Annotated in this window: 18 protein-coding genes and 1 pseudogene; 17 read left to right on the top strand and 2 right to left on the bottom strand. The window is 26.3% G+C overall.

Annotation, left to right across the window (positions count from 1 at the left end; genetic code table 11):
• The first annotated feature begins 314 nt into the window (after positions 1 to 314).
• The 3 genes from BN8917_RS00590 to lgt all read left to right on the top strand — a co-directional run bounded on the left by BN8917_RS00590 (position 315) and on the right by lgt (position 2359).
• On the top strand, positions 315 to 938 hold the full coding sequence (locus BN8917_RS00590) for a hypothetical protein (RefSeq protein ID WP_066869098.1): 624 nt from the start codon (positions 315 to 317) through the stop codon (positions 936 to 938).
• Between the two features lie 89 nt (positions 939 to 1027).
• On the top strand, positions 1028 to 1456 hold the full coding sequence (locus tag BN8917_RS00585) for a hypothetical protein (RefSeq protein ID WP_066869095.1): 429 nt from the start codon (positions 1028 to 1030) through the stop codon (positions 1454 to 1456).
• A gap of 117 nt (positions 1457 to 1573) precedes the next feature.
• Positions 1574 to 2359, top strand: coding sequence for a prolipoprotein diacylglyceryl transferase (lgt, locus tag BN8917_RS00580; RefSeq protein ID WP_066869092.1), 786 nt, complete (start codon positions 1574 to 1576; stop codon positions 2357 to 2359).
• 16 nt (positions 2360 to 2375) lie between these two features.
• On the opposite strand, the gene BN8917_RS14250 is transcribed toward lgt, so the two are convergent.
• Positions 2376 to 2546 carry a hypothetical protein gene (locus tag BN8917_RS14250; RefSeq protein WP_159426711.1) on the bottom strand — a complete coding sequence of 57 codons (171 nt, stop codon included), beginning with the start codon at positions 2544 to 2546 and terminating at the stop codon, positions 2376 to 2378.
• A gap of 315 nt (positions 2547 to 2861) precedes the next feature.
• Here BN8917_RS14250 and BN8917_RS00575 point away from each other — a divergent pair, with 315 nt between their 5' ends.
• The 8 genes and pseudogenes from BN8917_RS00575 (at position 2862) to BN8917_RS00540 (ending at position 10246) form a co-directional block, all read left to right on the top strand.
• The gene (locus tag BN8917_RS00575; protein ID WP_066869089.1) at positions 2862 to 3152 is read left to right on the top strand and encodes a hypothetical protein; all 291 of its coding nucleotides are present in this window, start codon (positions 2862 to 2864) and stop codon (positions 3150 to 3152) included.
• A gap of 125 nt (positions 3153 to 3277) precedes the next feature.
• A complete protein-coding gene (locus tag BN8917_RS00570; protein WP_066869086.1) occupies positions 3278 to 3787 on the top strand; it encodes an HPP family protein in 510 nt (169 codons plus the stop codon).
• A 110-nt stretch (positions 3788 to 3897) separates the two neighbouring features.
• Positions 3898 to 4194: an ArsR/SmtB family transcription factor gene (locus BN8917_RS00565; protein ID WP_066869083.1), complete on the top strand. Its 297-nt coding sequence runs from the start codon at positions 3898 to 3900 to the stop codon at positions 4192 to 4194.
• An 86-nt stretch (positions 4195 to 4280) separates the two neighbouring features.
• A pseudogene (locus tag BN8917_RS00560) lies at positions 4281 to 5987 on the top strand (CoA-disulfide reductase); the annotation flags it as partial.
• A gap of 115 nt (positions 5988 to 6102) precedes the next feature.
• Complete coding sequence (locus tag BN8917_RS00555) at positions 6103 to 6732, top strand: hypothetical protein (protein WP_066869077.1); 630 nt, start codon at positions 6103 to 6105, stop codon at positions 6730 to 6732.
• Between the two features lie 132 nt (positions 6733 to 6864).
• Positions 6865 to 7593: a metal-dependent hydrolase gene (locus BN8917_RS00550; RefSeq protein ID WP_066869074.1), complete on the top strand. Its 729-nt coding sequence runs from the start codon at positions 6865 to 6867 to the stop codon at positions 7591 to 7593.
• Between the two features lie 66 nt (positions 7594 to 7659).
• Positions 7660 to 8694 (top strand): FUSC family protein, encoded by a 1035-nt coding sequence (locus BN8917_RS00545; protein WP_066869071.1) that lies wholly within the window; start codon positions 7660 to 7662, stop codon positions 8692 to 8694.
• Positions 8695 to 8998: 304 nt separating this feature from the next.
• Complete coding sequence (locus tag BN8917_RS00540; protein ID WP_066869069.1) at positions 8999 to 10246, top strand: DUF1002 domain-containing protein; 1248 nt, start codon at positions 8999 to 9001, stop codon at positions 10244 to 10246.
• A gap of 50 nt (positions 10247 to 10296) precedes the next feature.
• Here BN8917_RS00540 and BN8917_RS00535 read toward each other — a convergent pair whose 3' ends face one another.
• Entirely contained in the window at positions 10297 to 10899 is a 603-nt protein-coding gene (locus tag BN8917_RS00535; protein WP_066869066.1) for a hypothetical protein, read from the bottom strand.
• Between the two features lie 443 nt (positions 10900 to 11342).
• On the opposite strand from BN8917_RS00535, the gene BN8917_RS00530 reads away from it, so the two are divergent.
• The 6 genes from BN8917_RS00530 to BN8917_RS00505 all read left to right on the top strand — a co-directional run bounded on the left by BN8917_RS00530 (position 11343) and on the right by BN8917_RS00505 (position 19928).
• Positions 11343 to 13970 (top strand): 3'-5' exonuclease, encoded by a 2628-nt coding sequence (locus BN8917_RS00530; RefSeq protein ID WP_066869063.1) that lies wholly within the window; start codon positions 11343 to 11345, stop codon positions 13968 to 13970.
• A 106-nt stretch (positions 13971 to 14076) separates the two neighbouring features.
• On the top strand, positions 14077 to 14511 hold the full coding sequence (locus tag BN8917_RS00525; RefSeq protein ID WP_066869060.1) for a GNAT family N-acetyltransferase: 435 nt from the start codon (positions 14077 to 14079) through the stop codon (positions 14509 to 14511).
• A gap of 233 nt (positions 14512 to 14744) precedes the next feature.
• On the top strand, positions 14745 to 15821 hold the full coding sequence (locus tag BN8917_RS00520) for a polysaccharide deacetylase family protein (protein WP_066869057.1): 1077 nt from the start codon (positions 14745 to 14747) through the stop codon (positions 15819 to 15821).
• Positions 15822 to 16062: 241 nt separating this feature from the next.
• Complete coding sequence (locus tag BN8917_RS00515; protein WP_066869054.1) at positions 16063 to 17364, top strand: polysaccharide deacetylase family protein; 1302 nt, start codon at positions 16063 to 16065, stop codon at positions 17362 to 17364.
• A 253-nt stretch (positions 17365 to 17617) separates the two neighbouring features.
• Positions 17618 to 18562 (top strand): polysaccharide deacetylase family protein, encoded by a 945-nt coding sequence (locus BN8917_RS00510; RefSeq protein WP_066869052.1) that lies wholly within the window; start codon positions 17618 to 17620, stop codon positions 18560 to 18562.
• 277 nt (positions 18563 to 18839) lie between these two features.
• A complete protein-coding gene (locus BN8917_RS00505; RefSeq protein ID WP_066869049.1) occupies positions 18840 to 19928 on the top strand; it encodes a polysaccharide deacetylase family protein in 1089 nt (362 codons plus the stop codon).
• The last annotated feature ends 64 nt before the right edge of the window (positions 19929 to 19992 follow it).

Raw genomic sequence — 19992 nt, 5'->3', positions numbered from 1 at the left:
TTCTTATTTTTAAATTATCTATAAAGTAATTTAGCGTCCTCACCATACAATTTTTTTCTAGAATATTTTCTGTATTTATGGTTAAATTTATATCATAGGTTTTGTTTGTTTTTTGCATACTTATATTATAAACAAAATCTATAAAAAGTCGTTTAAACGCAAAAAAAAGGGATTGTCTCTAAAGATGGAATCTAATTCCACTTTGAGACAGTCCCTTTTATTTTATAATTATACTAATACTAGCGAAAACTGGAGTAATATATTATTATGTTATTAGTTAAAATATATATATAGACATGAAAGGATGGTCACGAATGATAAATGATATAGAAAAATTAAGAAATTTTTTAGAAGATGAAGATAAAGCTTTTGATATAGATAAAAAATTATTAAGATTTTCAATAATTAATAAAGATAGTGGTTCAGTATTTTCTGAGTTCTATAACTTTGATAGTAAAAAGGAAGTTTTAAATTTTATAAAAAAAGTAGTAATTCCTTCAATATCAATTTCTATACTTATGGAAGAGAATGGAGATATAGTTATTACAGCTGAAGATAAGGATAACTTTTTAAATATATTAAATTATCATGATGTTGATATAAAACTTGTTGAGATATGTCAGGGGATATATTATGAAATAGAACGTTTAGAGAATAAGCAAGAAGAAGAGATAGACATGCTATCTTTAATAGATATTATTAATTATGAATTTTCAGAAGGTAATTTTACAATGTTATCTGTAGATTATGCAGAAGATACAAGAAGTTATTTAAAGATTATGTATAATGACTATAAGGAAATGGGACATGTTGATGTCTTAGAAGCTGAAATGGAGAGAATAGGCTTTAGTATGGATGATTTTAAAGATATGATAGATAATATACACAATTATAAAGATTTTATAAAAGCTGATTTATTGAATAAATTACCATATTAAAATTTATTTTATTTGGTATTTAAAAGGTTTTAAAATAAAAAAGTAGAATTAAAATCATATAATACATAATAAAAATAAAGGGTGAGAAAATGGGGTATAAAATAGCTGAAGTAAGTAAGGAATTAGAAATAAGCAAGACAGCTATAAATAAAAGAGTAAAAGAAGAAAATTTTAAAGAATATATTTATGAGGAAAATGGTGATATTTATATAAAAGAAGAGGGGATTAGAAAGCTTTTAGAGGATATTGAAGTCAAAAAAATTTATGATTATGATAAAGATAAAGAAATAGAGCTTTTGAATATGGAAGTATCACAATTAAAAAGAGAATTAAATATTAAAGAGAAAGAAAATTTTGAAAAAGACAAATATATTATTGAATTAGAGTCCAAGCTTAGAGAAATGAAAATATTAGAAGAAAGATATTCTAATGTAGAAGAGAAAATTGTTACAAATATGAGGGGAAATCTTATAAAAAGAACTGAAAGAAATAAAAAAAAGAAGTGGTTCTCAAAATAAATGTTAACATTATGTTAAATAAATCTTTTTATAGAACTTATAAGATTTAAATACATAATTTGTATATAAAAATTTGATACACTATATATAAAGATTTTAAAGTATAGGGGGAGTTTTATGAATCCAATAGCATTTAGTATATCAGGATTTGATGTAAGATGGTATGGAATAATGATTTCTTTTGCTATTTTAGTAGCTTTATTTATAGCGTATATAAATGTAAAAAAAAGAAATATGGACTTTAATGTTATAATAGATTTATTTTTATGGGGATTTCCTTTTGCAATAATAGGTGCTAGAACTTATTATGTAATTTTTGAATGGGATTATTATAAAAATCATCTAGATCAGATACTTAATATAAGAGGCGGTGGAATAGCAATTCATGGAGCCTTAATAGGAGCTATTTTAACTGCAATTATATATTGTAAGATTAAAAAAGTTGATTTTCTTAAATATGCTGATGTAGCTATTCCTTCAATAATAATAGCTCAAGGTATTGGAAGATGGGGGAATTTCTTTAACAGTGAAGCTCATGGGGGTGAGGTAAGTAAAGAATTTATAAGTCATTTTCCAAAGTTTATTCAAGAAGGAATGTTTATAGGTGGAAAGTATTATCATCCTACTTTCTTATATGAAAGTATTTGGGACATACTTATAGGTATAGTATTAATTATAATATTATATAAATTATCTGATAAATATAAAGGAATAGTTCTTGCAAGTTATGGAATACTTTATTCAGTAGGTAGATATTTTATTGAAGGCTTAAGAACAGATAGTCTTTATATAGGAAATATAAGAATGGCTCAACTTATAAGTATAGTTATTATAATAATATCAGGAATATATATGATTTATATATTTAGTAAAAATAAAAAAACTAAAGGCTATGAACTATAAGTTCATAGCCTTTATTTTATATATCGTGTTCGTTTTCCTCACAAATTAATTTAAGGAAAGCTGGTGAGTGAACCTCCTCGTTTATATCCTCAAGTATACCTATTGGAAGAGAGAGATCCATTTCCTTGTAGCTATTAAGAAGTGCTAAAGCTTCTTCAAGTTCTTTATTTTGCAGGTTATTAATCATAAAGTTAGCTCCTTTGATATATAAAATTTTTGTCATACAAATTATTATATAATATTTTGGAGAAAAATAAACAGGTAAAATATAAAAATATAAAGAAAATTTTTATTTTTTATATGTTTAATGAGATTTTATGAAATATTTTTATAATTGCTTTATTTAATATAAATTTATATTCAAACTAAATATAAGTTCTAAAATATAAATATATAAAAGAATTTATAGTGTAAATTTAATAATTTTGATATTTTGCTTATATAAATTTAGTATTATATAATTCATCTGTCAGAAACTTTAAAATAAAGAAGGTAAATGAAAATGAATAAAAAGGAACTAATTGAAGAAATAAATGAAAGAATAGAAATGTTAGATGTTGTTATGATTTCAATTAATGATGTTTCTGAGAAAGAAATGCTTCAAGGTAAGATGAAAGCTTTAAACATGATAAAGGAAGAAGTAAACTTATTAGATATTGATCCATATGAACTTGCTCCAATACTTGAAAAGAAGTTTGAAAATAGAGAACTTGGTATAAAGGGAAGCGATGTTAGAAATGGATTTGAAGCCATAATGAAAGAATATATTGATAAATGTAAAAAAAGTAATTAGCCAGTAATTAACTATCTAAGTTTTAGATAGTTAATTTTTTTTACTATTTTTTAAATTCCTTACATTGACTTATTTTTTGCCTGATGTTATATTCAAAAGACTGATTTTTATAAAGGAGAAGATTTATGCAAAAGTACTTCGCTAAGTTATATACAAAAGAGAGAAGTCCTTTAAAAGTAAATTTCAAAGATAGTTTAATTGGCTTAATTGGTGGATTTATTACTATAGGACTTCTTGCTTATTTAACTAAAGAAACTAAGACGCCATGGATCATAGCACCATTTGGAGCTAGCTGTGTTTTAGCATTTGGAGCTTGGAATGCTCCATTATCTCAACCAAGAAATATAATAGGTGGTCATATAATTGCAACAACAATAGGAATACTTTGTTATAATTTATTAGGGAATACCCCTATTTCATTAGCTTTAGGAGTTGGGATATCAATATTTGCAATGCTTTTAACTAAAACAACACATCCGCCAGCAGGAGCAGATCCTCTAGTTGTTATTGTAGCGGGTAGTAGTTGGAGTTTTTTAATTCATCCACTTATATTAGGTTGTTTAGTTATAGTTATTTTAGCTATTTTAATAAATAATTTAAGTAGTGTAAGAAAATATCCTGTTTTCTGGATATAAATCTTTATTAAGAGGAGTTTAATTTATTAAACTTCTTTTTTTATAAGTTATGTTGACATTTTATAGGAGTAAATCATATTATATAGATATAAGGATTTGGAGGTTTAAAGATGGAAAATAATAAGGTTTTTTCAAAAAACCCAAAATATTATGAGGAAAAAGCAGAAATATTAAAAGCAATAGCACATCCTATTAGATTATGTATAGTAAGAGGTTTATGTAGTGGAAATAGTTGTAATGTTAGCTATATGCAAGAATGTTTAAATATCCCACAATCTACTATATCCCAGCATTTAGCAAAATTAAAAGCTGCTAAGATAATCATAGGAGAAAGAAATGGTTTAGAAGTAAATTATAGAATAGCTAATGAGGAGATAAAGAATTTAATTGATGTATTGTTTAATTAAGAGTTAGGAGTAATATCTTACTCTTTTAAAAAGATACATAAATCATTTTATTTATATATAGTAATAAGTTGGAAAGGGAAATATTTATGGATAAGAAAGTAGTAATAGTTGGAGGAGTAGCTGGTGGGGCATCTACTGCTGCAAGACTTAGAAGACTTAATGAAAATGTAGAGATAGTAATGTTTGAAAAGGGTGAATATATTTCTTTTGCAAATTGTGGTTTACCTTACTATATAGGTGGTACTATAGAGGAAAGAGATAAACTTTTAGTACAAACAAAAGAGGGAATGTCTAAGAAATTTAATTTAGATATTAGAAATCTTACAGAAGTTATCTCAATAGATAGAGAATCAAAAGAAGTTTTAGTAAGAGAAGTTAATACAGGTAAGGAATATAGAGAAAGTTATGATATTTTAGTTTTATCACCAGGGGCAAAACCAATTATTATTCCAATACAAGGAATAGATAAAGCTGAAAATTTATTTACTTTAAGAAATATACCAGATACAGATAAGATAAAAAATTATATAGATAATAATGAAGTAAAAAATGCAGTTATTATTGGTGGTGGATTTATAGGGATAGAGATGATTGAAAATCTTTTAGATAAAGGAATTAATATCACTTTAGTTGAAAGAGCAAATCAAGTAATGCCTAATATAGATTTTGAAATGGCTGCTATAGTTCATGAGCATTTAAGAGAAAAAGGTGTTAATTTAATATTTGAGGATGCTGTAGTACAATTTTTAGAAAATGGAAAGAAAATTATTTTAGATAGCGGTTTAGAATTAAAATCAGATTTAACAATTTTTTCAGTTGGTGTGAGACCAGAAAGTAAGCTTGCTAAAGATGCAGGTCTTGATTTAACAGAAGGTGGAGCTATTATTGTTGATAGATATATGAGAACATCAGATGAAAATATTTATGCATTAGGAGATGCTGTGTCAGTCAGAAATTACATAAATGGTAGACAAACGGTTATACCACTTGCATGGCCAGCAAATCGTCAAGGTAGAATAGTTGCAGACAATATAGAAGATAGAAATATTCAATATCTAGGAACACTTGGATCTTCTGTGGCTAAAGTATTTGATTTAACAGTTGCATCAACAGGAAATAATGAGAGTACACTTAGAAAATTTAAAATACCATATAAAACAGCACATGTACAACCAATGTCTCATGCAGGATATTATCCAGGAGCAACAGCTATTTATTTGAAAATCTTATTTGATGAATATGGTAATATTTTTGGAGCACAAGGTGTTGGAAAAGATGGAGTAGAAAAAAGAATAGATGTTATAGCTACAGCTATTAAAGGTGGTCTTAGTGTAAATGATTTACAAGATTTAGAGCTTTGTTATGCTCCGCCATATTCATCAGCAAAAGATCCTGTAAATATGTTAGGATATGTTGCAGGAAATGTAGTAGATATGGATGTTGAAACAGTAGATTCATCTATGGTTGATTCTCTTATAGAGAAAGAAGAATTTATTTTAGATGTTAGAAATGAAAATGAACTATCTATTGGAATAATAGAAGGTTCATATCATATACCTTTAGCTAGTCTTAGAGACAGATTATCAGAGCTTCCAAAGGATAAAATAATAAATATTTATTGTAAGAGTGGCTTAAGATCATATCTTGCTTATAGAATTCTTATTCAAAATGGATTTAAGTGTAAAAATATAGATGGTGGATATACTATGTATTCATTTATAAAAAATGAAAAAGTAATTCAAGAAAAAGAAAAATTACAAAGAATAAATGAAATACAAAAAGAAGCTGCTATAGCTGATGAAAAATAATATATACTTAAATTTTAAAATATATATTCTTATCCTTAGATAGGATTTTATTTATAGATGTATTATAATAATTTTATAACTAAAGATAAGGAGATTAGATATGAAGATAGTTAATGGAATCTTAGAAGTTGAAAGTACTAAAGTTTTATTAGATTTAAAGAATGCTTTAAGAACACTAAGTATACATCCTTTACAAGCAGTAGAGATTGAAGGAAAGAAGTTTGAGCTTGGAAATTTTGATCCTAAGGATTTAAAACAATATGAAGAAGGATACAAAGAAATAAATAAATATATTGAAGAAAATAATATTGACTATATAGAAGTTGATATAGAAACTTATGATATATTCTCATTCCTAGTATTTTCAAGCTACGAAACTAAAAAAGAAGCTATGAAATTCTATAAGAAGTTAGCTGCTAAAAGTATTGAAGGAAGTATTGAAGAAAGAAATAAAAAGACTGTAGATGAATTATCATGTTCTATAGTAGATTTTATAAATGAAGAAGCTTTTGAAAGAATAAGAAGTAATATATTTGTTTTAGGATTTGATTTTGCTAACGAAGAAGAGGTAGAATACCTTTCACAACTTATGGATGAGACAGGTAAGTCTAATTTAATGCAAGATGGAGCTTATACAACATTCTGTGATATTAAAAATTACTATAGAAGATTTTATAAGGGTGCAACAATTTATCCTGAATTTAATGTAGAATTTATTAAAAGAGCTTAATAAAAGATAAGCTTGGTTAATTAACCAAGTTTATTTTTTTATTTATTATTCGAATTTAATGGAATATTTTGTAGAAAATAGGTGATACTCTTGATATAATTAAAGCAAAATATAGACATTTAGGAGAATAAAATGTTAGCAAAGACACATAGAATGGGTGGTATAGCACTTGGAGCTGTATTACCTTTAATAATTCAAGAATACATAGGAGCGAGACTTGAAGATCCATTAATATTTGTAAGTCTAACAATGGCTGGAGGAGCTATAGGAAGTTTAATTCCTGATATAGATTCATCAACTAGTACTGTTGGAAGAAAGGTAAAGCCAATTTCAAAGTTTATTTCATCAAAATTTGGCCATAGAGGATTTACTCATACAATATTAGCTTTAATACTTTTTAGTTATTTAATATTTTTCTTAGGAGATAAATTAAAGCTTTATTTAGAGTCTGGAACTGATCAAAATAAAACACTTATTTTTGCAAGTATAAATTCTTTTATAGTAGTAACATCATGTTTATTTGTTTTAAGTAGTATACCAAATAAATTTAGAGGGATACTTGCTAAGAAAAATGATATTTATATAATTATAATTTTAAGTTTATCTACTGTATTTTTTACTTTTAATAATAAGGAAAAAGTTTTAACTTATATAGAAGTCTATCTTCTAGGAGTTGTTTTAGGTTATCTAAGTCATATATTATTAGATTTATTTACAAAAGAAGGAGTACCACTTATGGGCCCTTTTATAAAGTTAAAGTTTAAATTATCACCATTTAAAACAGGCTCATTTATTGAAGGAGTAGCTAGCTTTTTTAGTTTTATAGTTATAGTTTCTTCTCTTATAAAATTATTAAATTAATAAAAATGTTATTGAGATAAGCCCCTTATTTTGGTAAAATTATTATTTGAATAAGGGGTGATAGCTATGAAGGATAAAATTATTTATAATACTAAAATGTTTATATGCATTATATTATTTATAAATATATTTAATTTACTATTTGGTAAGACTAATTCATTAGTTGGAGTTACTGTTGTAGTAGCAGCTTTGGTTTTAATGGAAAAAGATTTAACTAAAGAGGCTAGTAAAAATTTTTCTAAACTTTTATTTATAAATTTAATTCTTGGATTTTTCACTTTTTTTGCAGGAAATAATATATTTATAGGGATAATATTAAATTTCTTAGCACTTGGTGCAATAGGGTATTTTTTAAGTTATAATCTTAATAAATCTATTGTAGTTCCTTTTGGGCTTCAATATTTATTTATGCTTTATACTCCTGTATATGGAGTTGATTTTATTAAGAGAATAGTTGGCTTAGTCTTTGGAGCTATTGCAATAATGGCTATGCAGTTTGTTATTCATTTTAAAGATAATAAGAATGATAAGCCTAATGAGGAAGAAAAACTATCAGACGGTGAAGATAAAGATATTGAATATAAAGTAATAAAAATATTTAAAAAAGAATTTAGTGTAAATACAATAAGATTTAATTATGCTATAAGAATAGGTTTACTTGCTGCACTGACAGGATTTTTAATAGATTTCTTTAAGCTTGAGCAAGGTAGATGGATGGCTTATACTGTATTTTCCTTAACTGAATTATATGCAGAAAATTGTAAATCAAGAGCTAGGGAAAGATTAGAAGGGACTGTTATAGGAGCTTTAATAGTAATAATTTCTTTTATTTTTATAAAAGATAGTTCTATAAGACTTATAATAGTTTTATTAGCAGGATATTTAAATCCATTTGCACATAATTATAAAGAGGCAATGATTTGTGTTACAGTATCAGTTATCGCATCTGTCTCTTTAAATTCAGGAGTTATTGAAGTAACTATGAAAAGACTTATGTATGTAGGAATAGGTATAATCTTTTCTCTATTAGCTAATAAATTTATTTTATATACAACTAAAGAAAGTTATGAAACATTAAATTTAAATGAAAATGTATTATAAATAAAAGGTTTATCTTTTAAAGATAAACCTTTTTTATTTACAAATATTTTAAAAGAATCATATTATTATATTAATATACAGTAAAATAATTGCATTCATTAAAGAATAAGACTTTTTTTGTTGAAAATATAGATTTTTTAAATAAATAATGGTAATATGTGATATATACTTTTTATTAAATTTTTGAATTTATTTAAAATAAAGAGTGTATATTATATAAACGAGATAATAAACTATACTGTTTTAAAATAATGATTTAAGAAATTAAATTTATTATTTAATAAACATAAGAGGAGATTAAAAGATGAAAAAGAAAGCTATATCATTAATGATTTTAGGAACAGTTATGGCAAGTCCAGTTGCTGGTCTTGCAACAACTACTACTATGACACAAAGTTATGATGGAGCAACACAAACAATATCATCAACTGGGGCAACACAAACAGATGGTAATAATACACAAAGTGCTGCACCAAAACAAACTGACAATAATCAAACATCACAAAATACACAACAAACTAGCTCAAATACTACTAATACAAGTACTGGATATAAGCCAGGAGAAGTAATAGTATCACTTGGTGCTAACTTAACACCTGCCCAAAAGCAACAAATGCTTTCAAACTTCAATGTAACAGAAGGTCAACAAGGCGTTAAATTTGTAGAAGTAACAAATCAAGATATTAATATAGAAATGGGATATCCAGCAGATACACCAATACCAGCAACTAGCCAATCAATTTCAAGCTGTAAGGTAACTTTATTACCTAAAGGTAGTGGTATAAGTGTAAGTACAAATAATTTAACTCAGGTTACAGGAGATATGCTTGCAAGTGCTTTAACAACTTGTGGAATTAATGATGCAAGTATAGTAGCTGATGCACCATATCCAGTAACAGGACAAGCTGCTTTAGCTGGAATACTTGAAGGATTCCAAGCTGCAACAGGAAAACAAATACCTACACAAAATAAAAAGGTAGCTAATGATGAGGTTAAGGTTACAACAAATCTTGGTAATCAAATAGGTCAACAAAAAGCTGAATCTATTATTAATGAATCAAAGAGCTTAGTAATAAAGGATAATCCTAATAGTACAATACAAATCCAAAATATAGTTAACAATGTAACTAATAATTATGGAGTTAAATTAACACCAGAACAAAATCAAGAAGTTGTTAATTTAATGGCTCAAATTCAAGGATTACACCTAGATTATAATAATATTTCAAATACTTTAAACCAAATACAAAGTAGTATTAGTAAGGGAGCAAAAGATTTCTCAAATGTAAGTCAATCTGTTAAGGATGAATATGAAAAATTAAAATCAACAGGTTTCTTTACTAAAGTAGAACATTGGTTTTCAAAGATATGGCATGATATTGTAACATTCTTTGAAGGTGGTACAAGTGCTGTTGAAAATGAGTCAAGTAGCAGTCAAAATAGTGCTCAACAAAGTAATTCAACAGATCAAAGTCAAAATAATACTCAACAAAGTAGTTCAGCAGATCAAAATCAAAACCAAGCTCAAACTCAAGGACAAAGTCAAAATTAATTTTGGAAAGCAGTCCTTAAAAAGAATCCACCAGTTTTCTGGTGGATTTTTTAGTAAAAGTAAATATTTCTATCAAAATAATAGTAAGAATTTGATGTTGGAATAAATGAATCATATGTATCAGGAGATTTATTATAAGAATAAAGAAGATATTTAATGAAAGCTGTATAATCTTCATACATATTCATACCATATGTATCATTAATTTTATCTAAGCTTTTAAGGAATAATATATCAGTTTCTTTTAAAACTCTAGTATTAAGCTCTGCCTTATCTTCAAATAGAATTTTAGAATTTATTTTTAAATTTTTTAAACTTTTTTTTATTCCTTTTTCATAATTAACTAGAAGTTCTTTTAACTCAGTATCTTCAGTTGACTTTATTTTTGATATTACTTTTTGTTGACACTTTAATAACTGTCTTAATTCTTTTCTTAGTTTACTAGATGATTTAGCAGAAAAGGTTCTTTCCCAATGTTCATTTAATGATTGTTCTAATAAAGAAGCTTCATGAGTTTTAGCAAAACCCTTATAATCTGATTTATGACAATCTAAATGAATTAAATAGTTTTTTATAATTGAACCAATAAAAAATAAAGATATAGATAAAGATAAAATAAATATTATTTTTTTTTGATTTTTAATTATGACCACCCCTTATATGCTATAAATATTACTCTTTAACATAAAATTTATAAAAAGTAAAAAATGATAATTCTATACTTAAATTAATATAAATAGAACATTTATAGCGTAGCATATATATTTAAACTAGATATTAATAGGAATTTTATTTTAAGAAATTTAAGAAAATTTAAGTTTATTGAAATTTTGGTAATAAAATTTAAGAGGTTATTTAGTATTAAAAAGGATTTGAAATTTGTGATATTGAAATACTATGCAAGAAAGTATAGTAATATCTTAATATAAAGAGTTAAGTATAGTTATTACTAATTATTTTAAATAAGATTATATTTTTTTATATAAATAAAAGAATATAATAGATTAAGAAAGCTTATATACAAAAATAAGTTCTACGGATAGAATAATTATTAAATTATAGATAATGAAATGATATTTGATAGGAGTTAAGATTAATGATATTAAATAAAAAACAGCAAGAAGTTGTTAATACCTTAGATAGAAATATATTTTTAGTTGCTCCTGCTGGGACAGGAAAGACTAGAGTTTTATCTGAAAGGGTTTATAATATAATAAATAAAGGGCTTGCTAAAGAAGAGGAAATACTTTGTATAACTTTTACTAATAAGGCTGCAAAGGAAATGAAGGAGAGAATAGAACAAAAGCTAGGAGGAAGTACAAAATGTACAATTAAGACCTTTCATAGTTTTTGTCTTGAGGTTATTAGAAATAGTGCTAAGAATAAAACAGATATTTCAACTGATTTTGTTGTATTTGATGAGGAGGATGCAATAGAAGCAGTTAAAAAAATTTCTACTATTCAGCAAAAAGGATATAATAAAGCTTTTATAGATGTTTCTATGATATATAAATTTATAGAGCTAGTAAAATCTCATAGACTTAAATGGGGTTTTTTAAGTGATGATGAAGAACATGATTATAAGCTTTGTATAGATAATTTATCAAAGCCTGCTTTTAAAAGTTTAGTTGCTGATTGTTTTAAAACAAATGGACATGTAAATATAAAACTTATGCATTATATGCTTGATTATGGAGTACTTTATATTTCATTTTATAATAAACAGCTTAGAAGTGATAAAGCCTTAGATTTTAATGATTTAATTACATTTACTAAAATACTTTTTATGAATAAAGATATTGTTGATTATTATAGAGATAAATATAAATTTATAAATATAGATGAAGTTCAAGATACTAGTATGAGTGATTACGAAATTATAGAAAAGATATTTAAGAGTGATAATAGTAAAAATATCTTATTATGTGGAGATATATTTCAAACAATTTATAAGTGGAGAGGATCAGAGCCTGATAAGATATTTGAAGCTTTCAAAAAGGAATGTAATCCACTTGAAATAGTATTTGATAAAAATTATAGATCTACTCGAATTTTAACTAATGCAAGTATAGATTTTTTAGGAAATGTATTTGAAAGTAGAGTTTCTGAAATATATAAAGATGGAGTTAGTTCTTGTAGTGATGAGCTTGGGGAAAAAATATCTGTAATAAGCTATGATAATATTGAAGCAGAAGCTATTGGAATATTAAATAGTTTTAAAAACTTAGCTCTAGAAGGTGAAGATTTAAGTAAAGTTTGTGTTCTTACAAGGGCAAATAATTATAATAAGGATTTAAGTAAGGTTTTAAGTAGAATTAGTGTAAATCAAGATTTTGAGTTTATATTAGTAGATGAATATAAATTTTTTAGAAGAGCAGAAATAAAAGATATTACTGCTATATTTAAAATACTTATAAATCCATATGATACGGTAAGTCTTGAAAGAGTTTTAAGAAGATTAAATACAGGAGTAGGAAAGGCTATTCTTGAGAAAATGGAAACAACTGAGTTTAGAAAAGCAAGAATAAAGCTTTCAGACTTTATAAGTGATTATACTGCAAATGGTGAATTTTATACTAATCTTTTAAATGCTTATGATAGATCATCTTCTGATGGGAATATAGTTATTTTTGATGTTGAAAGTACTGGGACTGATGTTACAAGTGATGAAATAATTCAAATAGCAGCAGTTAAAATTGATAATAAGGGGAAGATTATAGATACTTATGAAAGATTTATAAAACCTAATAAAACTGTTGGTGCATCAGCTAAAGTACATCATTTTACAGATGAATATTTAGCAGAGCATGGACTTCCTAAAGAAGAAGTTTTAAATGAGTTTAGAGAATATACTAAAGATAAAATAGTAATAGGACATAATGTTCAGTATGATATAAATATTTTTACAAGTGAACTTAATAGATGTAATATAGGAGCTCCACTCTTTAAAGGATTTTATGACACCTTAGATATATATAGAAGATTTTATCCTATGGAAAAAAATCATAAGCTTGAATATTTAAGTGAAAGATTTAAAACTACCCATAAGCCAAGTCATAATGCCTTAGATGATATAATAGCTACAACTGAATTATTAGTTATGGCTATTGAAGCTAAAATAAGACCTACAAGTTTTCAAAGAATGAGCCTTATAGCAGATCTTTATAAAAAGTTTGAAGAGTTTAGGGAAAAGTATAGAGTGCTTAAGCAAAAATCTTATGAGATAAGACCTTATGAAATGATACTTGAGATACAAAAGAATTTTGATATTATGAATAAGTATATTGTACAAGAGAGGGAAGAACGTTTTAGAAGAGTTATGAATTTTCATAAAATACTTTCAGTTCTTGATGATAGTGAGAAATGTCCAAGAGATGCTTTAATCTCAGCAGTTGAAGTTACAGCATTATCAGGTGGAGAAATTGAGCAAATAGTATCTAATACTCAAGAAAAGCCAAGAATACCTATAATAACAGTTCATCAGGCTAAGGGGCTTGAGTATAACACAGTTATAGTTTCAGGACTTATAGATGGAAAGTTCCCATTATATAATGGCGATTTAGATGAAGAGGGTAAGCTTTTTTATGTTGCAATTACAAGAGCTAAAAAGAGACTTATTTTAACTTATCCTAATAAAAATATGAGTAATTATGGAAGAGAATATGATACAATAGTAAGTCCATTTATAGGAAAAATAGATGAAAAGTATTTAGAGTTTAAATAAGTATTTAGATTAGTAGTAAGTTTTCAAAATTAATTTAAAGATTTTATTTTAAATTTAGGATATAATATATTTTAAATTTAAAATTTTTAAGATAGGGGAAATAATTATGTTATTTAAAGAGATTAATAATCAAAATTTAAATGAAGCTGTAAAGATATTTAATGATTCATTTAATGCAGCTCCTTGGTTTGAGAAATGGACAGAAGAGACTGCTTCTAAAAGACTTGGTCAAATTATAAATTTTGAAGGGGGCTATGGTCTTATAGCTCATGATGGAGAAAATAATCTTGCTATGATAGTAGGGCATGAAGAATATTATTATGATGGAACAAGATTTAATATAAAAGAATTTTGTGTAAATAATAATTTCAAAGGAAAAGGAATAGGAACTAAGGTTTTAGAAGAGTTTGTTTCAAGACTTAAGGATAGAGGAATAGTTCAAATAAGTCTCTATACTTTAAGAGAAGAAAAAACATTAAAGTTTTATGTGAAAAATGGTTTTAAAGAAATTAAAAATTTAGTTATGATGGAAAATGCATAAAATTTGCATAAATATTTAAAGATTGAAAATAATATTTATAAAAAATTACTCTGTATAGGATATATAATATAGTATTTATTTACTAAGATTATATATCCTTTTTTATTTGCTTTAATATTTAACTTATGAATAATAACTATCCTAGAAGAAGATACTAAGATTAATGAGAAAAATTTATATTTTATATCTAAGATATATTTTTAAAATTAAATAGAAAACAGAAGGTGATGACTGTGTTATATAACAAAAGAAGAAGTAGAGTTTGTATTTTAATAGTTTTTGGTATTATCTTAAGTAATAATTTGGTTGGATGTACTTTAAATCCACAAACATCGAGTATAAAACCTTCGAGTGAAATAAGTGATAAAGCGGCTAATGATACAAATAAGCAAGAGGCAGTACAAAATAAAGCTGAAGCTACTGAAAACAAAGTTTTAGATAATAATAAAGAAGTAACAGATAAAAATACTAATAATAATCAAAAAGAACAAGCAAAGAATAATCAAAATACTGAAGAAAAAAAGCAAGTTGAAAATAATACTAATAATAATCAAGAAAAGCAAAGTAATACTAATCAATCTAAAAGTCGAGATCTCTCCAAGTTAAATAATATAAAAAGTAGTGCTAATGAATATGCTGTATCAGCAGATATTGTTTCAAAAATGATAAAGGGAAAATATAATGAGGATGAGAAAAATGTATTTTTAACATTTGATGATGGTCCAAGTCAAAATACTGCTGCCATATTAAATATTTTAAAAAAGGAAGGGGTACATGCAACTTTCTTTGTAGTTGGAAAAAATGTAGAAGATGGCAATGAATATTTAGTAAAACAAGCTTTTCAAGAGGGAAATGCTATAGGAAATCATACATATAGTCATAATTATAAATATATATATCCTAAAAATAGTGTTAATGTAGGTAATTTTATTAGTGAGGTAGAAAAGACAAATGCTTGTCTAGAAAGAGTTTTAGGAGATAGTTTTCATACAAATGTTATAAGAATGCCAGGGGGATATGTATCTAGAAAATACTATAATGATCCACATATACCTGATTTAAAAATAGGTCTTAAAAATATAGGAGTTGTATCTGTAGATTGGAATGCAGAAAATGGAGATGCAAAAGGAAAAAATTATTCAGCACAGCAACTTATAAATTATACAATAAAAGAATCAAGAGGAATTAATAATGTAATAGTATTAATGCATGATTCAGGAGATAAAAAAGAAACTGTAAAGGCATTAACTGGAATAATTAAGTATTTTAAAAATAATAATTATCAATTTAAGGTCATAAAAAATTCTTAAATTAAAGTGATTTGTTAATTTTGAATTTTATTTTATAACCTCCTTAATTTTTTTGTTATTTTTTATAATAAAATATGTATTTTTATTAAACTAATTGTATATTTTTCGTCACTACAACTATAGTTCTAAATGATATTCTATTAGTGTAAGTTACAGGAAAATTTAAGTTTTTAGAATTGGCTTAGATTTACTAGGATTATTAGAATTTATATTTAGAGTTTATAGGAATGGAGGATTTTATATGATTAGAAGAAAGAAAAAAGGGAAAGCTGGTGGTGCGATAGCCGCAATTATAGCAGCAATAGTAGTTGTTGGTATAGGTGGGGCAGCATATTACTATAGTAAAAGTGAGAACAAAACAGTTCCAGTAAAACCAGCAGTACATACAACGTTAAAATCAGCTCCAGCTGCATCAGCTGATAAAGCATCAAATGATCATAGTGATGCAAAAAATAAAACAGCAGATGGTAATAAGGCAGCAACTGGATCTGGTGATACATACGAACCAGCAGGATATGATCCAGCAACAGGTACATCACCAATATTAAATGATGGTAAGGGTGAAGCATTCCCTACAATGAAATCATCATATACAAGTGTTCCTGATCTTGGAAACCAAGATGGAAAAATATCAGCAGCAGAACTTGAAAAGATGAAAAAAGGATTTAATGCTCCAGATAATTTAGGATATATCAATCCAATACCAAGTTGGTATAAACCTAGCGAAATTATACCAGGAGAAAATATAATTTATTCAGCAAATTCATATGCTGTTCCTGCTAACCAATTAGCATTAATGGTATCAGGACATTCAAATATTAAACAAAAAGAAGTATTTTTAACATTTGATGATGGTCCAAGTTCAAATGTTACACCACAAGTATTAAAAATATTAAATGAATATGGGGTTCATGCTACATTCTTCTTAATAGGAGATCACTTAAAGAACAATCCTACTATTCAAAACCTTGTAAGACAAGAAATTATGGATGGAGATGCTGTAGGGGATCATACATTTACACACCAATTACCAGTATTATACCCTAATAATGAAATATCTCCAGATGAGTTCTTAAAACAATTTAACCAATGTAAAGATCTTGAACATTATGTTTTAGGACCTAACTTTGATACAAGAATATTAAGACTTCCAGGTGGATATATGTCAAGAGTTTCTTATGATGATCCAAATCTAGAAGCATTTAATAAAGCTTTAGACCAAGAATTTGTTACAGCTATTGACTGGACAGATGACTCAGGTGTTGCATCAACTCAAGCACAAATTAGTCCAGCGACTATGCTTGCAGACTGTACAGCAAATTGGCAACAAATGCCTCAAGATGTTATTCTTTGTCATGATGCTGGTGCAAAACAAGATACAGCTAATGGTCTTCCAGGAGTTATTAAATTCTTTAAAGAACATGGATATAAGTTCATGGTTATTAAGAATGCACCTGTTGAATCATTTAAAGGAATCTCAGATGTAGATTACAGAACAGATTCTAACCAAGGTCAAGTTTCAACAACAAAACCAGGTTATTAAAAAATAAAAAAGCATCTCATTTTGAGATGCTTTTTTTAATAAAAATTTAAATTTTTAATATAAATATTAAGAAGAAAGTTTGCGATAATATAGTAATAGATATAAGGAAACCTGTTGAAAATTCAGGTTTTAGAGAATGTTATTTAAAATGTAATAATTCGACATATTAATGTTTTAAAATTGTTACTTTTTTTTAATTAAATTATTATATTATAAACTTATAAAACTAATGAATAGGTAAGGCGGTAAAGAAATGAGTGATAAGAGAACTGTAATAAGAAGAAGAAGAATAATTACTTCACTTGCATTAGCAATAGTTGTAATCGGAGGGGGAACATATATATATAGTAGAACTTCTAAGTCAACAAATACTGCTAATGATACTGTAAAAGTAAATGCACAGGAGCCAGCTAAGAATGCTGAAAGTACTGCTGCAAAACCAAAAGCTGATCAAATAGTTCCAAATGGAAATATTATTTATTCAGCACAAAGTTATGCTGTTCCAGCAAATGAAGTTCAACAAATGCTTGAAGGAAAATCAAAGGATACTCAAAAACAAGTATTTTTAACATTTGATGATGGTCCAAGCCCTAATACAGAAAAAATATTAAAAATATTAAAAGATGAAGGTGTACATGCTACTTTCTTTGTTTTAGGTTCAAGTATAAAATCAGAAGAGGGTAAAAAATTATTAAAAGAAGAAATAGAGAGTGGAAATGCAATAGCAAATCATTCATATAGTCATGATTATAGAAAGTTATATCCTCATAATTCAGTGGATGTACCTGTATTTATGAATGAAATTAACACAACAAATGATGAAATGAGAAAAATTTTAGGTGATGATTTTAACGCTAGAGTTGTTAGAATGCCAGGTGGATATATGTCAAGAAGATATTATAAAGATCCAAGCCTACCAGCTTTAAATACAGCATTTAATAAAGAGCATATAACATCTATAGATTGGGATGCAGAAACAGGAGATGCTACAGGTAAGAAATATACAGCAGCTCAAATACTTCAAAATGTAGAAAAACAAACTAAGAATGAAACACATGTAGTTCTTTTAATGCATGATGCAGCAGCTAAAAAACAAACAGTTGAAACTTTACCAGAAGTAATACAATACTTTAAGAATAATGGATATGAATTTAAAGTTATATCAAATCCTACAGTAGATTCATTTAATAATAAATAGTAAAAAATAAAAGGACAAGCCTGTTAAGTAAATTGTTTATTTAATGGGCTTTTCTTATCTTCATTTTAAGAAAATTTTAACTATTATATAGATATATATGTATAAAGTAACTTAAAAAGCTTTCTTGAAACTTTATGTTATCAATTTGAATTTATTTTGTAATGATTATGTTTTTATAAAGAAATTATTTATTCATTTTATATTTACAAATAATTAATAGATTGATAATATACTATATTTATCAAAAAGCTAAAGAAAAGTATAGGAGAAATACATAATGGCGAAAAGAAATAGATTAATAGTTAGTATTATAGCAGCAATTGTAATTATAGGTGCTGGAGTAGGTTGTTATTCATACGCAAGTGATCATTCAACAACAAAACCAACAACTGTAGAAGCAAAAGCAACAACATCAACAGCAGATAATAATTCAAGTTCAAAGGTGGATTCAGCTACAAAGACTGATGTATCAGCTAGTGATGAAGCTCAAATTGAAAAAATGGAAAAAGGGTACTTTTTATCAAAAACTTTAGGATATATAAATCCAATATATAAGGGATATAATCCTAATGAAATAGTTCCAGGGCAAAATATAATAAAATCAGCAGAAAGCTATGCTGTTCCTGCAAATGAAGTAGCTCAAATGGTTGCTGGAAATTATAAAGGAACTCAAAAAGAAGTGTTCTTAACAATAGATGATGGTCCAAGTGCTAATAATACTCCTAAAATATTACAAATTTTAAAGAATGAAGGGGTACATGCAACATTCTTTGTTATAGGAGATTATTTAAAGAGTTATCCATATCTTCAAAAGGTAGTTAGAGAAGAATTAATGGATGGTAACGCAATTGGAGACCATACATTTGACCATGTCTATTCTAAGATATATCCTCATAATAAGGTTGATGTAGATGCATATATGAAGGAAGAAGAAGAAACAAAGACTTTATTAACAGCTTTACTTGGTCCAAACTTTGACACAAGAATATTAAGAATGCCAGGCGGATATATGTCAAGAGTATACTATCATGATCCTAACTTAGAAGTATTTAATAAGGCTTTAGATGAAAGACATTTAACAGCTATAGACTGGACAGCTGAAACAGGAGATGCTGAAAGTAGAGGTCAATTATCAATAAATAAATTATTAGATACTCTTAAGAGTCAAATTGATGGTAAAAATCAAGTTGTTGTATTAGTTCATGATTCAGGAGATAAAGTTGATACTGTTAAATCATTACCAGCTTTAATAGAATACTTTAAGCAAAATGGATATCAATTTAAGGTAATAAAAAATGCTCCTGCAAGTTCATTTAATAATTTACCACTTAAAACTAATACTAATTCAAATCAAGGACAAGCTTAGTAAAAAAGATATTTGGTATTAGTAATAGACAATAATATATTATTGTTAATATTTGGAATGATAT

The organism is Clostridium mediterraneense (genome assembly GCF_900091705.1).
GTDB classification, from domain to species: Bacteria; Bacillota; Clostridia; order Clostridiales; family Clostridiaceae; genus Sarcina; species Sarcina mediterraneense.
The sequence above is the reverse complement of the archived record's forward strand: the minus strand, read 5'-3'. Positions and strand labels throughout refer to the sequence as shown.